Origin of the sequence: Chloracidobacterium sp. N (genome assembly GCF_018304765.1) — a bacterium.
Taxonomy (GTDB): domain Bacteria; phylum Acidobacteriota; class Blastocatellia; order Chloracidobacteriales; family Chloracidobacteriaceae; genus Chloracidobacterium; species Chloracidobacterium aggregatum.
Window position 1 is genome coordinate 1,055,859 of the sequence record NZ_CP072643.1, and the last position, 19,545, is coordinate 1,075,403.

Genomic DNA, 19,545 nt, shown 5'->3' on the forward strand with positions numbered 1-19,545 from the left:
CACGACTCGTCAACCATTGAGGTGGCTACAGTCCGAGCTTCCGAGGCTTGCCAATCGTGTGCCGCATGGCAGAGTTCAGACTTGGCTTCGTCCGCTCCGGCGTGTCGCTTACAATTTGTGCAGGATGTTTTTCCAGCAGTGGAAAGAGAGGTGCAACCATGTCATCTACGGCAGCCATTATGACAGTAACAAAAATGCTGGAATCTTTGCCCGAATCGGTACAGGAGCGGGTAGTCGAGCATTTGCGCGAGTATCTTGCTGACCTGCAGGATGAATTGAAATGGGATAGCCTGTTTGAGCAGACACAGTCCCAATTGGTGACCGCTGCCCGTCGTGCGAAACAGGATATTGTGCAGGGACGCGCACAACCAATGGACGATGAGCAATTATGAAGTCAGCCGTGTTGCCGTCTTTCTGGGCGGCGTATGACATGCTCAATGCCGACGTCAAGCGCCGTGCCAGAAAGGCTTATCGCTTGTGGGTGGAAAATCCCTTTCATCCATCCTTGTATTTCAAGTGCGTCAATCGCGAAGAGAATGTGTGGTCTGTAAGGATCACACGCGGCTATCGTGCTTTGGGTATTCTTGATGGAGACACGGTAACGTGGTTCTGGATTGGTAGCCATGATGAGTACGAACGTTTCATCTCGTGATGGGAAAACATGGCGGACCAACCTGCCGCTCCAGCCGATGCCGCTTCGCGGCGCGGCTGAGTGCTACCGTTGGGCAGCATCGAATTTCTGAAACTTTGTGCAGACAAAGGGCGCTTCCGATGGCTGGAGCCGCCTGTGACGACACACAGGATCAATGCCTACACCCTCTGGAAGCCAGGACTGCCGCAGACCACGCCGTTGCCATCCTTGAATGGGCACAGCTTCGCCGATGAGTCCCAACCCCTCGCTCAAGCTGACCCGCTACGGCAGGCTTACAAATGACTGCCTACGCAGGCAGCCTGGCTCAAACGTCAGGCACCACCCCGCACTGGGGCTGGATTGGGAAGGGAAAGTGTCATGACAGAAGGCACTTACAAAACCCGGCTTCAAACTGCCTTTGGCAAGCCGTGGTGTGACCGGGTCCTCACCGGCGACTACCGGCCAGCCGTACCGTTTTCGATTCAGGACGTGGACATTACGGCGACGTTGCCAGCCATCTTCTATCTTTCCCGCTATGTGCAACGGCGCGGCAAGGGGCGGCTGGCCGAGGTCTTCGGCGGCGGGGACAAAGAGCCTTCAGTGGCTTCCGTCGCCAGTCAGCTTGCCCGGACCCACCATCTCAGGGGCTTTGAAGACGAAACCACCCGGCACATCCTGGGCGATCTGCTCATGGGGTTCTGCCTGGAAAACCGCAGCCGCTCGGAAGACAAGCAGGAACCGCTCCGGCGGGCGCTGCCGACGCACTACTTTGCCGGCTGGCTCGATCTGCCGGAACGCAGCGTCAACCTGCGTTACGTGCCGGAGACGATTGTGGCCATGCTGGCCGGTCAAAACGGCCCGGTCGTCACCGACTCGCCGGCCGATGATCCCACACCGTTTCCTGTCGGGCGGCGGTTTCGGGAAAACCTGCTGCTCAAGCCCTTCCTGCATGGGGTGAAACCACCGGAGCCGTTCAGAGACCTTTCCAGCGACCAGTTTGATGAAGTCACACGGGTGACGCTCCCGGAATGGTTGACAATCCGGCTGGCGGAAGCCCTGGAGCAGCCGCCGCGACCGCTCAGCGCCAGCGCCGGGGGGGCGGCTATCCCCAACCAGCAGCCGCTGGCCTGCATTGCCGCGCCGCTGCGGGAAGACCTGGAGGTATTCATGGCGGCTTATGGTGAAACCATGCCGCGTGGCGTCCTCATCAACCTGCTCGACGCGGCCCTGGCCGTGGGTCTGTCAACCATCCTGACGAGCACGGCTGTCGCCCTGACGGCATGGGCGCAGGACGGGCGTCTGCCCTCCCAACTGCCACGGCTGCCATTGCTTGTGGATGCTTCCAACGGGCTGGACAGGGAACTCAAACGCGCCTCGAAAAAGGTTTTTGAAGCGCAGAGCCGGTTGTTGGCGGAAGTGCCGGTGATCCTGATGGCCTTGCGCCTGCTCGACGTGGAAGTTTCTGCCCTGACAACGCTTTCAGTGTCATTGCCCGCCCGGACCCCGCACGGCGACGCCTATCTCAACCTGCTGGGTGAGGTGCTCTGCGGACGCCATCCCGCTTCCGGGGCTGTCCTGAAGGCGCTGGCTGAAAAAGCGGCCCGGATAGCTGAACTGTGGGCAGAAGATGACCCCCAGATCGTGCGTGACCTCCAGGCGGCGCAGCCGCCTTCCCACGAGTCGGTATGGCGGCTGGCCCGTGTTCTGACAGCCCTGCGCGGCAGGAAACAGACCAGGAAGTGGTTTGAGCTGCTCGATGCCTGCTTTCTGTGCAATCACCCCTGTGGTCTGGTGACGAAACCGGCGGCTGCCGGTAGTCGCGCGCGCCAGGAAACGCGGCATCCGACCCTGACCGATACCATGCTCGATTATCTGGTGCACCTGTGGGTGGCCTATCAACAGCGGAAAAAGCAGCCGCCCACAGTGAAAGGCTTTTTCCTGTGGTTGTGCGACCGCTACGGCCTGTATGTTCACAAACCACCCCCATTCCAAATGCCGGTGCCAGCAAACCTGCTGAGAAGAAACGAGCAGTGGACGGAAGACCGTCTGCGCGATCTGGGCCTGTTCGTGAGCGTCAGCGATGCTGAGCCCGACAAGCGCCTGCTGGCGCGCTTTCCCACGGCCCACGAGTGAACGGCCCACGAGTGAGAAGCCCGGAGGAGATCAGGGATGACGCGGTTCCTGACCAGCATTGAACACTGGGACAAACAGGCGGATGTTCTGGCCAGAGCTTTTTTGCAGCTGCTCGGCAAGGCGCATCCGGGCAAGGTGGCCTTTGTGCGGGATGCCCCACTGGATGTCATCCGCCGGCTGGCCTGCGACCTGCACTTTCAGCAAGTTCTGAAGGAACAGCACTGGCAGGTTTACGGCGTTGCTGAGCGGGAAGACAGGTACGACAACATCATTACTTCTGACCAGGCTGTGGCGCTGCGGGAACAGAAAGGCCCGGCGCTGTTGCTGCTCGTGGACCGTCAGAAAGCCGGCCCCGGTATGGACGGGGTTTATAGTGCCTGCCGGGAAATCAAGGAAGAAAAACTCTTCAAGCAGGCCTGTGACGAGGTCGTGCAGGGGATTGAATCACCCACTTACCGCAAATGGCTGCGCCACCTGCTTAAAGAAACGAGTCAACAGCAGGAACATCGTTCACCCTGGTTTCGGTTTGATTTTCTTGTGCGGAGCGCCACCGACCCCTCATCCTGGGGGAAGTTCTTGTGGTTGCTCGGACTATGGCCCGTGGTTGGCTTCCCCATCGCCGGCAAGGCTGATGAGCAGAAGGCGCTGCTTTATCTGGAGCAATCTGCCCGGCTGGTAGCTGAGGTGCTGGACACAAGAGACCCGCTTTTGTCGGTTGCAGAACGCTTGGCGCGGGCCCAGGTGCGGACAAAAACCGAAGCCGACACTCTGGCGCTCCAACAATTCCTGGAAACCAGACGGCACGAACCGACAGAAGCCCTGCTCCGGGCGTTGTCCGAACATCCACACTTCTGGCTTGGTGAGATTGAGCTTGCCTCGGCCGCGACCAGCCTGAGTGCGATTGAACTCAGTCCCTGGCGTACCAAGCGCGGCACTGCTCCCTTCAAGTGGTCGGGACTCATTGCGGACGAACAGGAAAAAGACCCCGTGTGGGTCATCAGCCCGGATGACGACGAGGGGCAGCTCCAAATCAAATGGAAAACTGTGCCGCCGGAACTGCCGGAAGGCAGCGTGCAGTACCACCTGTCCATCGTGGCTGAAGACGGCCAGGCACTGGCCGGGAAACAGGTTTCGCATCGCGGCAAAAAGGAAGAGGTCGCCGCCTTTACCTCCGATGATCTGACGGACGATACCGGGCAGCTCTACGTCCGGGCGCGGGTGCGCCTCACGGCTGAAGACGGGCAGACGCGGATTGAACAGGAAACCGAGCCGTTCATCATCCGGTATGGCGAGCTGCCGCCCGACGCTGCACACTCACGGTCATTTCCCCGGGTGCGGACGCTCAGTGACGGCCTGGTGCAACTGGATGACCGGGAACAGGCTACAGCCGCCTATGCCTCCCCGGACGTGGCGTTTGCAGATGGGCAGGTTACCTTGTCCGTCCACCGGGGGCGCGGGTTTCGTCTCGCCCACCCGAAGCTGTTTGCCGAGATAACATCACGCTGGAAAGGTGACATTCTACGGTGGCGGCTCAAGGTCCGGAATTCCGGGCGCTGGCAGGCACCCGACCTGCACCCCATACCCTTACAGCCCAGTGTGGAAACTTCGGTGAGCCTCTGGCAACGCGCCCAAGCTGCTACCGAAACCCTGTCCGAACTGTGCCGCACGGTCAGCCTGAGCGGCCTTTGCTACGTCACCGGCACGCCGCAGGCAGAGGTGATCAGAACGTATCTTGATGCCTGGTGTGAACTGCTGGCGGTCGGCGACCCGGAGTTGGCGCTAGTGGGGACGGTTGAAGTCCGTGACGGACAGGACAACGTCCGTGGGCTGATCGTGTTGCCCACCCATCCGCTGCGGCTGGCCTGGCAGGCGGCCTACGATGACCTGCTGTTTGAGCTGCGTTTCAGGCAGGGTGCAACGCTCAAAGGACGTAAGCACGACCTGAGTTATCTGAGTGGCGCCTGGTTTCCGGGTTGGTTGCCGGGTGTGGACGGCGTGCGTGCCTTCGTCTTTGCTGACACGCTGGGCTTTCACGCTGTGGTGCTGACGCCCGAAGCCGACCCCGAACCCAAAGCCACAGTGGCCCTGCTGGCGCAGGCGCTCGACAACGGCGGGCAGGAAAGCCAGGCGCAGGAATCCCTAGCCGAGCGGAGCGCCGACCTGCTCGGTGAAGAAATCAGGGTCTATGCTGCCGGACATCCCGACCAAAAGCTGCTACACGTCCACGCCTTGCGCGCAGGCGATGCCAGGGTGGTTGTCCGGGCGCTAGGCCGGTTGCATCAGACGGCTCCGGCGGCAGCCGCCCGAACCCGTGCCGAAGACGACGCTGAAACAGAAGCCGAAAGCCCCCCGGCCCTGGTGCTGGAGCTGTATGCGTCATCCGCCGGGCTGCCCGCGACAGGGCAGTTTCTGCATCGCCTCTTGGCACGCTCCCGTCGCCGGGGTGTGAACCATCTTTCCCAGGAAGACCGCTGGTTGAGTGGCGTGACCTGTTATGAGCAGGGTCTCATTCAGCCCAACTTGCAGTGGATACAGAGGGCCACATCACTCCCGGAGACGCCGGCCCATCTGGGGGTGGTGTTTGATCTCTTTACTTCGCGGATGACGGTCGTTGCGTCAGGGGATGTCGGGACGGCCGGTTGGCCTGACCGCCCACCGGCGGCGCTGTACGGCCTGCTGGCAGGTCTGCATCGCGTGTACCATCCTGACCCTACGCCCCGATGGACAGCCTTCCTGCCTGATTGTGGTCGCGCAACCGATCATCCCGCCGATGCGCGACACACGGCGCGGCTGAAAAGTCTCCAAGCCAGCCTGGATGCCCTGCTGGCAAAGCATCTGGGAGGGGAAACAGGCGGAGTGGCGCTGCAAACGACGCTTTCGGAAGAACGCCAGCTTGAGCTGCGCCGGATGCATGAGCAGTGTGACTGGGTGCTGATCCTCGACCATTTCGCCGGCGTGGAATACTTCGACCATCCCTACGTCCACGGCGAGGTCTATGAAGCCCACGTTCTGGACTGTGTGCCCGAACGGGATGATCTGGCCGATCTGCGGCTGGTGGCTTCCACGGCGCTGGTGGAAGAAGTCCAGGAACTTCTCGCCGAACTCATCAGACAGGCCGGCGGCGACCCCAGCCCGGAAGCAGCCCGGTTCTTTCTGGCGCGGCTTAGGGAAATCAGTGGCCGTTTGCCAATTCGGCTGGCGGGAGCGCGGCCTCCTGCTAAAGAACTGCTCGCCGTAGCTTGGGCGGCGGCGCATTGCCGGAACGCCACTGCGGATGACCCCTGCTGGGTTTCGCTGCGCAAGGGCATCCTCGTGCCCCTCGATGACCTCACCGATGTGCTCGAAGAACCGCCACGGGCAAAACAACCAGCCGACCCCTCCACGCCACATGAGCGCCGTGCCGACTTCCTCTATACCTTTTGCCATCCGCAGGGGACGCTGGCCGTGCGTTTCATCGAGGTCAAGTATCGCCAAAACCTGGAGAACTTTTCGCCTGAGCAGGTCAATGCTCTGCTCGACGACATTCGCCGCCAGGTTGAAGCCACACAGAGGCAGTTTCGTGAACAGTATCTGGACGAGTCCGCGCCACTTTCCCTGCGTGCCCTGCGGCAGGCGCGGCTCGTGCGTGTGCTGCGTTCCTATCTGGACAAGGCACGGCGCCACGACCTTGAACCGGAAAGTTACGTGGCAATCGCGGCCGAACTCGACCGTATCCTGCACGCAGCCGGCGATTACCGGTTTCTGGTGGAAGAAGGCGATCATCGCGGGTGGGTGTGTTCTCCGGGCTGTCAGGCGGTGAAGCCGGTGGAGCTGTCTTGGGCTGGCTGGCCCGTCAGAACATTTCGTTTCGGCCTTCACCTGCCGACCCAGGATGACCACCCCATTTCCATTCAGAAACCAAAGGAAAGTGAAACACCAGAGCGCACCCCGGACGACGGCTCCGGTGAGTTGTCAGGCGGCTCAGCCAATGCCGCACAGAATGGTGAAACCGACGACCAGGTGACCCGACCGGACAAAGAGGCGGAGGGAGAGCCGCCGCCGGAGCCGGACATCCTTCTGGGGAAGACGAACCATGGCGCGGACGTTCACTGGAAACTCACCATTCGGGGCAATCCCCACCTGCTTGTCGTCGGGCTGCCCGGCATGGGCAAAACCACATGTCTGCTCAACCTGTGCGTCCAGATGTATCCGTACGGCGTGTGCCCGGTGGTGTTTTCCTACCACCAGGATTTTGATGAGAAGCTTCAGGCGCGCATCCCGCAGGTGGATTTCCTCAACGTCGGACAGCTCAGCTTCAACCCGCTGGAGGTTCCGAACCCAACCCATCCCCGGACTTACGTGGATGTGGCCGGTGCTGTCCGCGACCTTTTTGCGGCGATGTACCCGGACCTGGGCGACCTTCAGCTTGGGGCCATCCGTCAGGCGCTGGTGGACAGCTTCCGGGAGTGTGGCTGGGACGATCAGCGCGCCGGGCAGACACCGCACTTTGGGCGCTTTGTCGAGATCGTGCGCCAGCGGGCGGTCAAAGATGCAGCCCTGAAGCGGTTGCTGGTGCGCCTGACCGAGTTGGAAGACTATGGGTTTTTCCAGACCCTCTCCGGTGAAGTGGCACGCGATCTGTGGCAGCGCAGGGTGCCGGTTGTGGTCTGTCTGCACCGTGAGCAGAGTGAGTTGGTTCAGCGCGCCTTTGCCATGCTGGTGTTTTACAAGCTCTACAAGGACATGTTCCGGCGCGGGCTTCAGTCCCGGATCACGCATGCCGTCATTTTTGACGAAGCCCACCGCGCCCAACAGCTCAGGCTGATTCCGACCATGGCCAAGGAATGTCGCAAGTACGGCATTTCGCTGGTGCTCGCTTCGCAGGAAGCGCGGGATTTTCACGAAAGCGTCTTTTCGGCCATTGCGCACCAGTTGGTGCTGCGCGTCAATGAAGCTGACGCCAAAGCGCTGGCCCGGAACATGGCCACGGCCGCCGAGCAGCGGACGGTGATGGACCGCCTCAAGTCGCTGCCGAAGTTTCAGGCGCTGTACTTCAGTGAAGGGGAGCCTGTGCGCCACGTCCGGTTGCTGGCTGACGGTGCATAATGTTGGAACGGTCTTGGTGCTTGACCGGCAGGTGGTGGCGCAAGGGTGCCGGCCCTGACCTGTTTCAAAGCCAAAGGATGCTATGACCATGGAACGCCAACCGCGCCGCCTCAAATGGTTGAGCGAGGTTCAGAAAGCCTACCCTGGGGCGCGTCGGGGCAACTGGGAAACCCACGGCCTGGACAGCCCCTTTGCCCACCAGACCTACGTGCTGACCGGTCTGGAGGAAGCGCTCTACCGAGACGTTATCAACCGGCGTTTTCGGCTGGTCGTCCTGTGTGGAAACCCCGGCGACGGGAAAACGGCCCTGCTGCAAAAACTGGCCGGTCGGTTGGGCATTGACAAAACCCGTCAGCCCACCGGAACCGTTGAGCATCGGCTGCCGGATGGACTGCTGGTGCGCCTCAATCTGGACGGTTCGGCCGCCCGGGAAACGAGTTCCTCGAATGACCTGCTCAACGACCTGCTCCGTCCATTTGCCAACGGTGCGCCAGCGGAAGACATCGTGCATCTGCTGGCCATCAACGACGGGCGTCTGATGGACTGGCTCAACGGGCAGACAACACCCTTGGCCCAGTCCCTGCGCCGGTTGCTCGATGGGCAGCCATCCGACATGCCCCACATTGGCTTTTTCCACCTCAACAACCGCTCGCTGGTGGGCGAATTCGATCAGCATGGCAACCTGCGGACAGATTTTCTCGACCAACTGCTGGACCAGCTTTACGGAGGCGCTGAAGCTGGCAGGATTTGGCAGAAGTGCCAAGCCTGTGTGGCGCAACCCCGCTGCCGGGTCTTTGAGGCAGCAAGATATTTTGGACCGGCTAACCTGTCCGGCATCGAAGATGAACGCCGACGGCAGCATGCCCGGCAACAGCTTTACCGGCTGTTTCAGGCCGTCCACCAGCGGGGAAAAATCCACATCACCGTTCGGGAACTGCGCGGGGCGCTGGTCTATATCCTGTTCGGCATGGCCTCGTGCGACACCTACTGCAAGGCAGACGGTACAAAAAAGCCTTATCCACCTTTCTGGGAGCGTGCGTTTCGGGTGGCGACGCCTGACCGCCAGGGACAACTGCTGAAAGAACTGGCCTCCTTCGACCCGGCGCTGGAAGCCCATGCCCGGTTCGACCGGGCGCTGCTGAGGCACTACCGGGGCGTCCACCGGCTGGCCGAGGCGCGGCGGCGCGCTTACTTCACATGGCTGCCGGAAGAAATCGAACAGGCCGGCGGGCCGGGAACCACCCTCGATCTGGCGCGCGGCCGGCATCTGGACACACTGCGCCGGTTGCCGCTGATGTCGGGCGAAGAAAAGCAGGCAGTGCTGGTGCGGCTCGGCCGTGGCTTGTCGCGCCTTGAGCCATTGCCGCAGCCGGCTTACCGGCCGGGCCGGGTTCCCTTCCGGCTGCATCCGCGTACACCGACGGATACCATCTTCTGGGTTGAAACCCGGCTGGAGGATTTCGCGCTCGAATCCGTACTGCTTGGCGTCAGAATGTCGGAACATGGTCAGCGGGGCCTGCCGGAGGAGGCCTTTCTGGTCTATCACCTGCCGCAGGGCGGCACGGTACGCCTGCGTCTGACAGCCGATCTGTTTCACGCCCTGCTGGAACTGGAGGGGGGCTATCAGCTCAGTGCCGCGACATTGGAGCAAACTTTTGCCCACCTCTCCCTGTTCATCGAACAGGTGGTTCACGCCCAAAACCAGACGTGGTATGCCTGGCATCCGGCACAGGAAGAGCGGGTGTATCGCCTGGCCATCGAGACACGCGACCTGGGATTTGGTTATCATCAGACCCTGCACATCGTCCCGGAAAACTGAATCCCCACGGCGACTCTGGAAACCGGCCTTTCCGAAGCGGAGGCAGCAGGCAGTCCATGGAAGACCGTTCCGACCGTTTCCTCATCATCGGCGCCGGCCCGACGGGGCTGGTTGTGGCGCGCGCGCTTAAGCAGGCAGGTGTTCCCTACGAGCAGGTCGAAGCCGACGAGGACGTGGGCGGCAACTGGCGGCATGGCGTCTATACCACGGCCCACATCATTTCTTCCCGGCGGACGACGTCCTTCCCGGAGTACCCCATGCCGGCGCACTATCCCGATTTCCCCAGTCGCGCGCAGATGCTGGCCTACCTGAGTGACTATGCGCGTCATTTCGGGCTGCGCGAACACATCCAGTTCCGGCGGGAAGTAACCGCAGCCACGCCCCTGGAAGACTGGTCGTGGCAGGTTCGGCTGGCCGGCGGTGAGGAACGCCGCTACAAAGGCGTCATCGTCTGCAACGGCCACCACTGGGACCGGCGTTTCCCAACCTATCCGGGGACGTTTACGGGTGAGTGGTGGCATTCCAAGGACTACCGCCACCCGGAGCAGCTTGTCGGCAAGCGGGTGCTCGTCATCGGGGGCGGGAACTCCGCCTGCGACATTGCCTCCGAAGCGGCCCGCGTCAGCGTCTGTAGCCACCTCAGCCTGCGCCGGGGCTACTGGTTCCTGCCCAAGACGATGTTTGGCATCCCCACGGTTGAGATCATGCGCGGCTGGATACCGGTGCCGGCACAGCGTCTGCTGCTGCGCGTGCTGCTGCGGATTATCGTGGGCAAATACACCCAGTATGGCCTGCCCGAACCCGATCACCGCATCTTTGAGCGGCATCCGACGGTCAACTCCGAACTGCTGCACTACCTCAAGCACGGGCGCATCCGTCCACGCCCGGACATTGCCCGGCTGGAAGGACGACAGGTGCATTTCGTGGATGGCACGGCGGATGAGTACGACCTGGTGATTTGCGCCACTGGCTTTCACCTGAGTTTTCCGTTTCTGCCGCCCGGACTCGTCGAGGTCAAGGGCAGCACGGCGCAGCTTTACGCCGGGGTCATCCCGCCCCGGACCCGCAACCTGTACGTGTTCGGCACAACCCAGCCCCGCTATGGCTTCGGCCCGCTGGCCAGTCCGGCCGCCGATCTGTTGGCTCAGTTCATTCAGCTTCAGGACAGCATGACGCTGCCGTTGAGTGTCGTGCTGGAAATGGGCGGGGAGAAACTCCCGACGACACACCTCGTGGACCCGCATGCGGCCCTGCGGCGGATGAAGCTCGCGCGTTATTTCCTGCCGTTGCTGGCCCGCCGGGAGCGGCGGCTGCGTACTTCACCCCGGGCGCGTGCCATCACGCTGTGGACGCCGGCGCGCACGGCCTGATACCACCCGGAAGAAACCGGGCCGAAAAAAACCGGGCCGAAAAAACCGGGGGCGACCTTTCAACCAAGGCCGCCCCCAAAAACATTTCCGACGAGATTGAAGGTGATGCGTCAGCGACCTGGGCCGTCCCTGACACATCACCCGCCGACTAGAAGTTGAACTTCAGGGCAAACTGAATCTGCCGGGGTGGAGCCGCCAGCGTTGGCGCGCCGCTCAACTGGTAGTTCGGATTGATTTCCGTGATGTTGACGCGGTTCAAGGCATTGAACATCTCGAAGATGAACTCCAGATTCCGTGCCGTCGCGTCAGCATCGCGTGAGAAGTAGAACTTGCGCGCCAGCCGGAAGTCCACCGAGATGAAGTTCGGCCCCGTGAAGGCATTGCGTCCGACATTGCCCAGGAACGCTGAAACCGGCAGCCCGAAGTTCTGGGGCAGGCGACTGTCAGGCGGCAGCGTGAGAAAGCCGTTGCCGCGCGGGGATGGGAAACAGGTGAGACCGGCCGTCCCGGGTGGGCAGGAGGTGACGAAATTCGGGCGCGCCGTGGAGGAGCTGTTGACCTGGGTTTGATCCACCCCGATGAGCAGCGTGTAGGGGCGTCCGGCGCCGGCTTCGACAATCGGCGCAAACGTCCAGTCGGCCAGCAGGTAGCGCCCCGCTCCCTCGTTGCGCTTGAAGGGGCTGGTCACGACGGCGCTGAAAATGAAGCGGTGGCGCTGGTCAAAGTTGGAGTTGGACCGGTCAAGCCGGGGGTTGCTGTTGTCCTGCGGTTCCTGCAGCGTCTGCACGTCGGTCGAATCGTCAATGGCGTGCGACCAGGTGTAGGACGCCAGGAACTGGAAGTTGTTGGAGAAGCGCTTGTTCACGCTGAGCGTCAGGGCGTGGTAAATCGAGCTGCCTGATGACTCATAGTTCTTGGCACTGCCAAACGGTACGAAGGGTGCACCCTGCAGGCGGGGCAGGTTGAAGCGGTTGGTCAGCGCCGCGAGTAGCTGCTGGGCCTGAGCCACCGGAATGTTCAGCGTGGCGGCGGTGTAGAGCAGGTTTGGCCCTGTCCGCCGGAAGTCATTGAAGAGGAAGCGCCCAATCGGGGCCACCTGGGCAGGAAGCCCCGACAGACCCGGCCCCAGACTGTTGGGCAGGGGGTTGTACAACCCGGCAAGTGGCCCTGTGCCGAAAAAGCCGACCGTCTGCCCGCCAACGACAATCGGGTTGGTTTGCGCCTGAGCGTTGGCCTGAAGCAGCGCCAGGTTCTGCTGGTTGACGTTGCGCGGGCGCACCAGTTGCAGCCCGCGAATGTAGCTGTACGTGGCATTGACCGTAATCGTCCGTCCGAGTTGCCGCTCGATGGAGAGGTTGCCTTGTTGGGTGTAGTCAAACTCGAAGCCCCGGTTCAGGTGCAGGGTCTGGGAGGTGATGGGCGAAAACAGCAGCGACCGGATGGGGCCGCCGTTGAAAATCTCGAAGCCCGGATCGAGCGGGTTGTACCGCTGCTGCCCAACCTGGTAGCCGGGCAGGGGCGGAACGGGGATGTTGACCCGCTCGTTGCGGAACAGGGCCCCGCCACCAAGCAGGCCCGGAAAGACGAGGAACGGCGACTGCGCCCCGTCCACCACGTCCGAGAGGAAGATCAGCCCTGCCAGGGGCGTGCCGTAAAACAGCCCATAGGCGGCGCGAACAACCGTCTTGCCGTTATTGAATGGGTCCCAGGCAAAGGCGACGCGCGGCGCAATGTTGTTGTAGTCACGCGGAATACCCTGCTGGATGCCGACGATTTCCTCCCCGGCGGCAAACAGGTTGGGCATGTTGATGACGCCGACATTGCCGGGGCCGGTGAATGGTTCGGGACGGACGGCCTGAATCTGCTTGGTGTACTGCACGTCGTACCGCACGCCATAGTTGAAAGTGAAGTTCGGGCGAATCTTCCAGCTATCCTGGGCAAAGACGCCGAGCACCGGATTGTTGAAGTTGCTGTTCGGATTGCCGACGTTCTGCACATAAGACTCCGGCAGTCCCAGCCCGTAGGACTGCACTCCGCTGAAGGCCGGGAAGCCCTGGGCGGCCGGGAAAAGCTGATTTGGTGGAAAGGCATAGACGCCGCCGAAGTTGACCTCAAACAGGGCGTTGTAGAGCAGAAGGTTGAAGTCGGCGCCGAACTTCAGGGTATGGTTGCCGGCAATCTTGGTGAGGTTGTTTGTCACCTGCCAGCGTTTTTCCACGCGCCGGGCAGGTGAGAACGGCTCACGTCCAAAGGAAGCGATACCGGGGACTTCCACGCCCACGGTCGGCCCCTGCGGCCCGTAATCCACGCCCCGGCGTGAAAACTGGAAGCGCGATTCATTGATGAGGGTCGGGCTGATGGTGGCCAGATTCTGGGCAACGAGGGCCACGTCGCGGGTGCCCTGGAAGCCCGTACGGGTGAATTCGTTGAGCGCCGTGGGCTGGTTCTGCCCGTTGGAGGGGATGCCCCGTACCGTCGAGGGGGTGACACTGACCCGGACAAAGAACTGGTGGATGTCGCTGAAGCGATGGTCAATGCGCAGCGCCGGCAGGAAGGTGCGCTCGCGCACCGTGTAGTTCCCCAGCAATGTGGTCATCGGACGGAACGCGCTAGTGCCCAGCGGAACCGGGGAGTTGACGCCGGGATTGGTGATGCCCAGCGCCGCCAGCGTTGGGAAGATGGCCTGGCCGTTGGTCTGGCGTCCGGTCAGACCGACGCTGGAGCCCTCCCGCGCCAGAAAGTAGTAGGTGTTGAGTGCCTGAAAGGTCGCGTTGTTGAGCAGTGCCAACTGGGCAGCGGCCGGCAAGGCCGTGAAGGGGGTGCTCAGCGGGATACCCGTGGCCTGGGATAAACTGTTGAACGCCGCGTTCAGGAAAGCTGCCTGCTGTGGGGTGACCTGGGCAACCTGTCCGCCGATGGGAACGAAAATCCCGGCCGGGAGATTGGATAATCCCAGGTTGGGGGAGCTGGCCAGCAGGGCCGGCGGCGTAAACGTCGTGAAGCCAAAGCCATTGCGCCCGGTGACGTTGAAACCCGTGCCGTTGAGGTTCTGGGTTTCAAAGGACAGGAAGAAAAACGTCTTGTCCTTGACGATGGGCCCGCCCAGGGTAAAGCCGCCCTGGAACCGGGTTTCCGGGTATTCCCGCACGCCGGCAAAGGCATTGTTGGCTGAAAATGCCTGGTCACGGAGGAAGGCAAAGACGTTGCCGCGCAGTTCGTTGCCGCCGCCCTTGGAGACGATGTTGATGACGGCCGATGACGCCCGTCCGAACTCCGGCGCAAAGCTGTTGGTCAGAATCTGGAACTCCTGGACGGCTTCCTGCGAAACTGTTGCCCGCACCCCGTTGGTGGCCGAATCCGTGGCGTCTGCGCCGTCAATGGAGACATTGTTGGCGCGGGCGCGCTGCCCACCGAAGTTCAACCCGGAGGTCGGGGCCACGCCCAGCTTGGGCTGGTTGTCGCGCGTCGTGGTCGAGGTCAGCAGCGTAAACCCGACGTAGCTGCGGCTGCTCGTCGGCAGGTTGTTGATGGCGCGCTGGTTGATGGTTTCCGCCACGGAGGTGCGCGAACCTTCGATGACCTGCGTATCGGCCGTCACCACGACTTCTTCCGTGGTCTCGCCCACGCGCAGGGTAAAGTCGAGCTGCGCGGCCGCACCGATGGTGAGGATGACATTGCGGTTGATGGCCCGGGCGAAGCCGGGCGATTCGACCGTGATTTCATACGACCCCGGCGGCAGGGCAATGAACTGATAGACGCCGACATCATTGGTCGTGGCCTCACGGGTAAAGCCGGTGCGCTCGTCGCGCGCCATCACCTTGGCCCCGGCAATGACCTTGCCGCTGTCATCACTGACCGTTCCACGCAAGTCGGCAGCGTTGACCTGTGATTGGGCAAACGTCGTCGCCGGGAAAAGCAACGAAGGCGTAATCAGCGAACTTGCGCCAAGACATAAGCCAATCAGCCCGCGGCGCAGATGACACAGCAGCATGGAAGTAACTCCTTTTTTTCCATAGATTGTTCGGAACAATCGAGTTGATGGGGGCCGGACATACGTGTATGAGTCAACGCGCGACATCTCAGGGGACATAAACCGACCATCATGCGTCCCGGCACTCGATGCCTGAACTACCTTGACCAAAGCACTTTAACTTGAGGAAAAAACCGTGAACGTCCAGCTTTCTAGCACGTGGCGCGCAGGTGGTGCAAGTCTGCGTCAGATGCGTCAACCTGTGTGGAAACCGTATTTTGCAGCGCGTCATCAGCCCGGCCGGAGCGTCTGGCGACCGGCCTTGGCCGGCATCCTGGGGCTGGGATGGCTGGGCGTCGGCTTGTCCCTTCCGGTGGGTCTGTTGCCGGCCCCCGTCATGGCCCGGATTGGCGAAGCGCAGACAGCGGAAGCCATCACCTCCCAGGGGTTCTCGGCCATGGAGCCGCCGCTGCGGGCCGCCGAGATCGAGGGGCGCGTCCGGGAAGCCTACCAGCGCAACCGCGAAGTGGACGATGTGGCCGCCGACATTGACCGGCGCGGGATTGCTTTTGAGATGACCGAAGCCTTCGGGCGCAAAATGCGCTTTCTGCGTGCTGCCCAGGTCGAAAGCGCCCTGTGGCGGGCTGATGAGCGCCGGCAGGCCGTCACCGCCCGCCCCCAGCGCCCCGTGGCGCTGATGACCGACAACCCGAACGTTCCGGTCTATCGGGAGACCCAGCCGTTCATCGAGCAGGTCCGCGCCGTGGCCCAGGCGTATGTCTCCAGCCTGCCGGATTTTACCGTCCGCCAGCGGGTGCAGCGGTACTACCGGCTGGGCGGCCGGCCCTGGCAGCTTGGCGACTACCTCGAAATCGCCATTGCCTACTCGGCCGAAAAAGGCGAGAAACTGGAACTCAAGCTGCACAACGGTGTCTCCACCTCGCTGGGACTGGACGAAGTGGGCGGACTGACCTCAACCGGACAGTTCGCCGGACTGCTCAAATCCCTGTTTGATGAAACCTCGCAGACGACCTTCCGGGATGCCGGGACGACAAACTTCTACGGACGGACGTGCCAGGTCTTTGCCTACGTTGTCGAGACCGCGTACTCCCGCCAGACATTGCAGGTCGGCAAGGCGCGCACGATTGCCGGCTACCGGGGGCGGATATTCGTTGACCCCGAAACCCGGCGGATTGTCCGGCTCGAATCCGAGAGCTTTGACCTGCCGCCGGATTTCCCGGTTTCCGAGGCCGTCTCGATTGTCGAGTTCGGGTGGGTCACGGTGGGCGAAAACGACTACCTGCTGCCGGTTGCGGCGCGGGTCGCGCTGACCGACCGCAAGGACCGGATCACCTCCCTCAACTGCATCACTTTCCAGAAGTACGGCAAGTTTGAGACGACCGTGGTCGTGGAGTAAGCCCATCAGGAGACTTCTTCGACCGTCGTGGCCAGGGCTTCCGGGCTGGTGTGTTTCTGCGCCTGCCCGGTTTCCCCGGCGAGGTTGAACGCATAGGCGGCCAGCGGCGGTCCGATGGTTTCAAACACCGCCACCGCACCCAGCACCACGGCGGCGACACTCGCCGCCTGGTCCGGGAACAGTTCCGCCGTGGTGCGCGTCAGCCCGATGGCCATCCCGGCCATCGGGATCAGCAACATACCGCGCGCCACAGCCTTGTTAAGCGCTTCCCGGGTGGCGGCCGCCACGGCCACCACGCCCCCAACCTTGGCCAGACTGCGTGTCACAACCAGCAGGATGACGACCGGCGCCAGCGTGATGAGGTCATGAAGGTGCAGGTTGGCCCCGGCCGAAACGAACAGGACGATGAAGAACAGCTCGAACGATTCACCGAACTGAATCTGCGACACCGTATCTTCCTGTTCGAGGTTTTTGACCACGATCCCCAAAACCAGTGGCGCATACAGTGCCGACAGGTTGAAGACGTTGGCCAACCCCGTGGTGAGCATGACGCCCCCGATGACAAAGGCCAGCCGGTACTGCGTGGCCTCGCGGGTACGGTGGGTCAACACATACACCACCGCCCCGGCAGCGCACCCCAGAATGAGTGAGCCAAAGAACCGGTAGGTTGGCAGGAGCAGAATCTCGCTCCAGCTTTTACCGGAAGAAAACTGCACCAGCGGCAGCAGGGCCGAAAACGCCACGAAGGAGATGATGTTATTGATGGCGACGAGGGTTTTGGTGGTCTCGGTCACGTCGCCTGACGCGCGCACTTCGTGGGCCACGTGCAGAAGCACGGCCGGAGACGAAGAAACGACAATGGCCGCCACCAGCCCGGCGACCGGCAGGGCAAACCCGGCGATCCAGAGAACGCCGGCAACGACGATGATGGTCAGGGAACTCTCGGCCAGTCCCATGACACCCAACGTCACACGCTCCCGCAACAGGGAAAGTTTGAGTGAAAGCCCCAGCCGGTAGAGGATGAGTCCCAAGGCGATGTCCACCAGAATCCTGGACTTGGCCAGGGTCTCCTCGTCGAGGACAACCAGCCCGCTGGGCCCGAAGAGCAGTCCGATGAGCATAAAACCCGTGATACTTGGCAGCCAGGGGAAACGATGGGCCAGATAGCCCCCCAGCGCGCCCAGAATGAGCAGCAGACCGAAGACGGTCATGGTGTCGAAGGCGATGGGCCAGGTCGGCAGGAAGTTCATGGCAGCGGTCGGTTCACCTCCGGTTATGGTTGGCGGGGACGTTGCTCCGCTGGCGGACGCGCAGCGTTTGGTTGGCCGTCGCCTTCCACCACGACCCGAAAGGGTGCGGCCGGGGAGCGCGGCGTTTCGCTGTCGCGGGGAACGGCCGTCCGGGGGCCATTCCGCAGCGCCGTGATCTGGGGGGACATGATTTCGATGCCGGCAGCGTCAAAAGCGTCCCGGATGTTGGCATGCAGGGCGGCGTAGGTGTATGGCATCAGCCAGGCGTCGTTTGTGTAGGCATTGAGTTCGTAGGACACGTGAACGTCGTTCAACTGCGTTTGCCAGACAAACGGCGGCGGTTCGGCGCGGATACCCGGCGTGGCGCGCGCCGCGGCGATGAGCAGTTCCTGAACCTGCCGCCACGGAATGTCATAACCCAACGTCACGGTTGTGTGCAGGATAATGCCGCGTGTCCGGGCCAGCGTCGAGTAGTTGATGATGGTGCCGTTGAGTACCTGGGCGTTGGGAATCGAGACAACTTCCTGCCGGATGGTTTCCAGACGGGTGACGAAAAGGGTTTTTTCCACGACATCCCCGGTCGTCGTGCCAATCTGAACCCGGTCGCCGATGCGAAAGGCCCGGGTGTAGGTCAACACAATTCCGCTCACCACGTTGGCAATGGCCGAACTCGAGGCCAGGGAAAACAGGGCCCCGATGAAGATGGAAACCCCGCGAAATGCCGGCGACTCGACGCCCGGCACGTAGGGAAACGCCACGATGAGGCCGGCCGCGACAAGAAAGATGACCACCAGCTTGTAGGTCGGACGCGCCCACTCCGGGTCAAAGCCCCCGATGACGATGACACCCCGTTCGAGCGCCAGCGCAATCAGGCGCGCGCCCTTGATCGCCGCCCAGGTCAGGACAACCACCGTCAGAATGAACAGCAGGTTGGGGATGTAAAGGATGAACGCCCCCCACAGCGTTACGAGCGGCGTCAGGACGGCTTCCCAGAATGACCGCGACAGTCCCTGCGTGGCCGGAAAAAACGTGAACAGCAGCGGCAGGTAGGCAATGACAATCCCAGCCCGCGTGAGAAACCAAAGCCCCGTCAGGACTGTCAGCCGCGCTTCACGCAGCCGTCCCCCGACCAGGACATCCAACCGGTTCAGCAGCCGTGACGAGTGTGGCGTGGAAGATTCAGCCCGCCACGCCCGGCGCAGACGTGCGACCAGTTCATCCACTGCCCGCCAGACCGCAGCAATGACGACGGTGGCCAGCAGGGAAAACAGCACCCCGGTCAGCAGCGATTGCCACGAAGTGGCCTGACGCACACGTTGCAGAGCCGCTTTGATGTTCCCGGCGGTACGTTGCGCCAGCTCCGCACGTGGCAGACCGGCGGCAACGGCGTCGGCTTCCGTAACCACCGTAATCACCCGGCTGCCCAGCACAATTTCAACCGTGTCGTCATACTCGACCGGGCGCAGGTCTTCCAGATTGAGAAATGGCGTGGCGGCCAGCTCGACCAGCCGCCGCTCGACGATGGACGCCCGCTCCGACGGGGACAGCGTGCCCAGTCGCGCCCGGACGCGAAACACCGTCTCTCCGCCCAGTTGCACCGGCACGCCGCTTTCAACTGCCGGAGCCGGAGTCTGGAGTTCATCGGCCAGGACCGTTTGCGCTGTGGGCAGGGCCGACAACCACAGCAGAACCAGCAGCCCTGAAAGCAGGGCCGGAAAACGTACACCCCACCGGCGCCGGGTGGCCGGACAGGCCGCAGCCGGGGGAGTTTTCCGCGCGGATTTTCGTTGCCTTTGACTGGACATAGACCAAAAATAAGGCTTCCCGGAAATCTCGGCTCACTTGATAGCAGACCCCTTGCCAGCAAGCC

General features: G+C 62.3%; 10 protein-coding genes. 7 read left to right on the forward strand and 3 right to left on the reverse strand.

What is annotated here, in order from left to right:
- Positions 1-158: 158 nt before the first annotated feature.
- The 6 genes from J8C05_RS15360 to J8C05_RS15385 all read left to right on the forward strand — a co-directional run bounded on the left by J8C05_RS15360 (position 159) and on the right by J8C05_RS15385 (position 11,038).
- Positions 159-392: a hypothetical protein gene (locus J8C05_RS15360; protein ID WP_041569950.1), complete on the forward strand. Its 234-nt coding sequence runs from the start codon at positions 159-161 to the stop codon at positions 390-392.
- A complete protein-coding gene (locus tag J8C05_RS15365; RefSeq protein WP_211423607.1) occupies positions 389-652 on the forward strand; it encodes a ParE family toxin-like protein in 264 nt (87 codons plus the stop codon). Before J8C05_RS15360 ends, J8C05_RS15365 begins: the two co-directional genes overlap by 4 nt.
- A gap of 357 nt (positions 653-1,009) precedes the next feature.
- Positions 1,010-2,764, forward strand: coding sequence for a hypothetical protein (locus J8C05_RS15370; protein WP_211423608.1), 1,755 nt, complete (start codon positions 1,010-1,012; stop codon positions 2,762-2,764).
- 36 nt (positions 2,765-2,800) lie between these two features.
- Entirely contained in the window at positions 2,801-7,849 is a 5,049-nt protein-coding gene (locus J8C05_RS15375; protein ID WP_211423609.1) for an ATP-binding protein, read from the forward strand.
- Positions 7,850-7,937: 88 nt separating this feature from the next.
- Complete coding sequence (locus tag J8C05_RS15380) at positions 7,938-9,668, forward strand: hypothetical protein (RefSeq protein WP_211423610.1); 1,731 nt, start codon at positions 7,938-7,940, stop codon at positions 9,666-9,668.
- Positions 9,669-9,724: 56 nt separating this feature from the next.
- Positions 9,725-11,038, forward strand: a complete 1,314-nt coding sequence (locus J8C05_RS15385; RefSeq protein ID WP_211423611.1) for a flavin-containing monooxygenase — start codon at positions 9,725-9,727, stop codon at positions 11,036-11,038.
- 148 nt (positions 11,039-11,186) lie between these two features.
- Here J8C05_RS15385 and J8C05_RS15390 read toward each other — a convergent pair whose 3' ends face one another.
- The gene (locus tag J8C05_RS15390) at positions 11,187-15,029 is read right to left on the reverse strand and encodes a carboxypeptidase-like regulatory domain-containing protein (RefSeq protein ID WP_211423612.1); all 3,843 of its coding nucleotides are present in this window, start codon (positions 15,027-15,029) and stop codon (positions 11,187-11,189) included.
- A gap of 229 nt (positions 15,030-15,258) precedes the next feature.
- Here J8C05_RS15390 and J8C05_RS15395 point away from each other — a divergent pair, with 229 nt between their 5' ends.
- A complete protein-coding gene (locus J8C05_RS15395; RefSeq protein WP_211423613.1) occupies positions 15,259-16,425 on the forward strand; it encodes a hypothetical protein in 1,167 nt (388 codons plus the stop codon).
- A gap of 5 nt (positions 16,426-16,430) precedes the next feature.
- Here J8C05_RS15395 and J8C05_RS15400 read toward each other — a convergent pair whose 3' ends face one another.
- Positions 16,431-17,675: a cation:proton antiporter gene (locus J8C05_RS15400; RefSeq protein WP_211423614.1), complete on the reverse strand. Its 1,245-nt coding sequence runs from the start codon at positions 17,673-17,675 to the stop codon at positions 16,431-16,433.
- A gap of 23 nt (positions 17,676-17,698) precedes the next feature.
- Positions 17,699-19,480 carry a mechanosensitive ion channel family protein gene (locus J8C05_RS15405; protein ID WP_211423615.1) on the reverse strand — a complete coding sequence of 594 codons (1,782 nt, stop codon included), beginning with the start codon at positions 19,478-19,480 and terminating at the stop codon, positions 17,699-17,701.
- Between the last annotated feature and the right edge of the window lie 65 nt (positions 19,481-19,545).

What these genes read in the sequence shown, in the direction of transcription:
- J8C05_RS15360 (WP_041569950.1), top strand. Translation starts at nt 159, where the DNA reads ATGTCATCTACGGCAGCCATTATGACAGTAACAAAAATGCTGGAATCT.
- J8C05_RS15365 (WP_211423607.1), top strand. Translation starts at nt 389, where the DNA reads ATGAAGTCAGCCGTGTTGCCGTCTTTCTGGGCGGCGTATGACATGCTC.
- J8C05_RS15370 (WP_211423608.1), top strand. Translation starts at nt 1,010, where the DNA reads ATGACAGAAGGCACTTACAAAACCCGGCTTCAAACTGCCTTTGGCAAG.
- J8C05_RS15375 (WP_211423609.1), top strand. Translation starts at nt 2,801, where the DNA reads ATGACGCGGTTCCTGACCAGCATTGAACACTGGGACAAACAGGCGGAT.
- J8C05_RS15380 (WP_211423610.1), top strand. Translation starts at nt 7,938, where the DNA reads ATGGAACGCCAACCGCGCCGCCTCAAATGGTTGAGCGAGGTTCAGAAA.
- J8C05_RS15385 (WP_211423611.1), top strand. Translation starts at nt 9,725, where the DNA reads ATGGAAGACCGTTCCGACCGTTTCCTCATCATCGGCGCCGGCCCGACG.
- J8C05_RS15390 (WP_211423612.1), bottom strand. Translation starts at nt 15,029, where the DNA reads ATGCTGCTGTGTCATCTGCGCCGCGGGCTGATTGGCTTATGTCTTGGC.
- J8C05_RS15395 (WP_211423613.1), top strand. Translation starts at nt 15,259, where the DNA reads ATGCGTCAACCTGTGTGGAAACCGTATTTTGCAGCGCGTCATCAGCCC.
- J8C05_RS15400 (WP_211423614.1), bottom strand. Translation starts at nt 17,675, where the DNA reads ATGAACTTCCTGCCGACCTGGCCCATCGCCTTCGACACCATGACCGTC.
- J8C05_RS15405 (WP_211423615.1), bottom strand. Translation starts at nt 19,480, where the DNA reads ATGTCCAGTCAAAGGCAACGAAAATCCGCGCGGAAAACTCCCCCGGCT.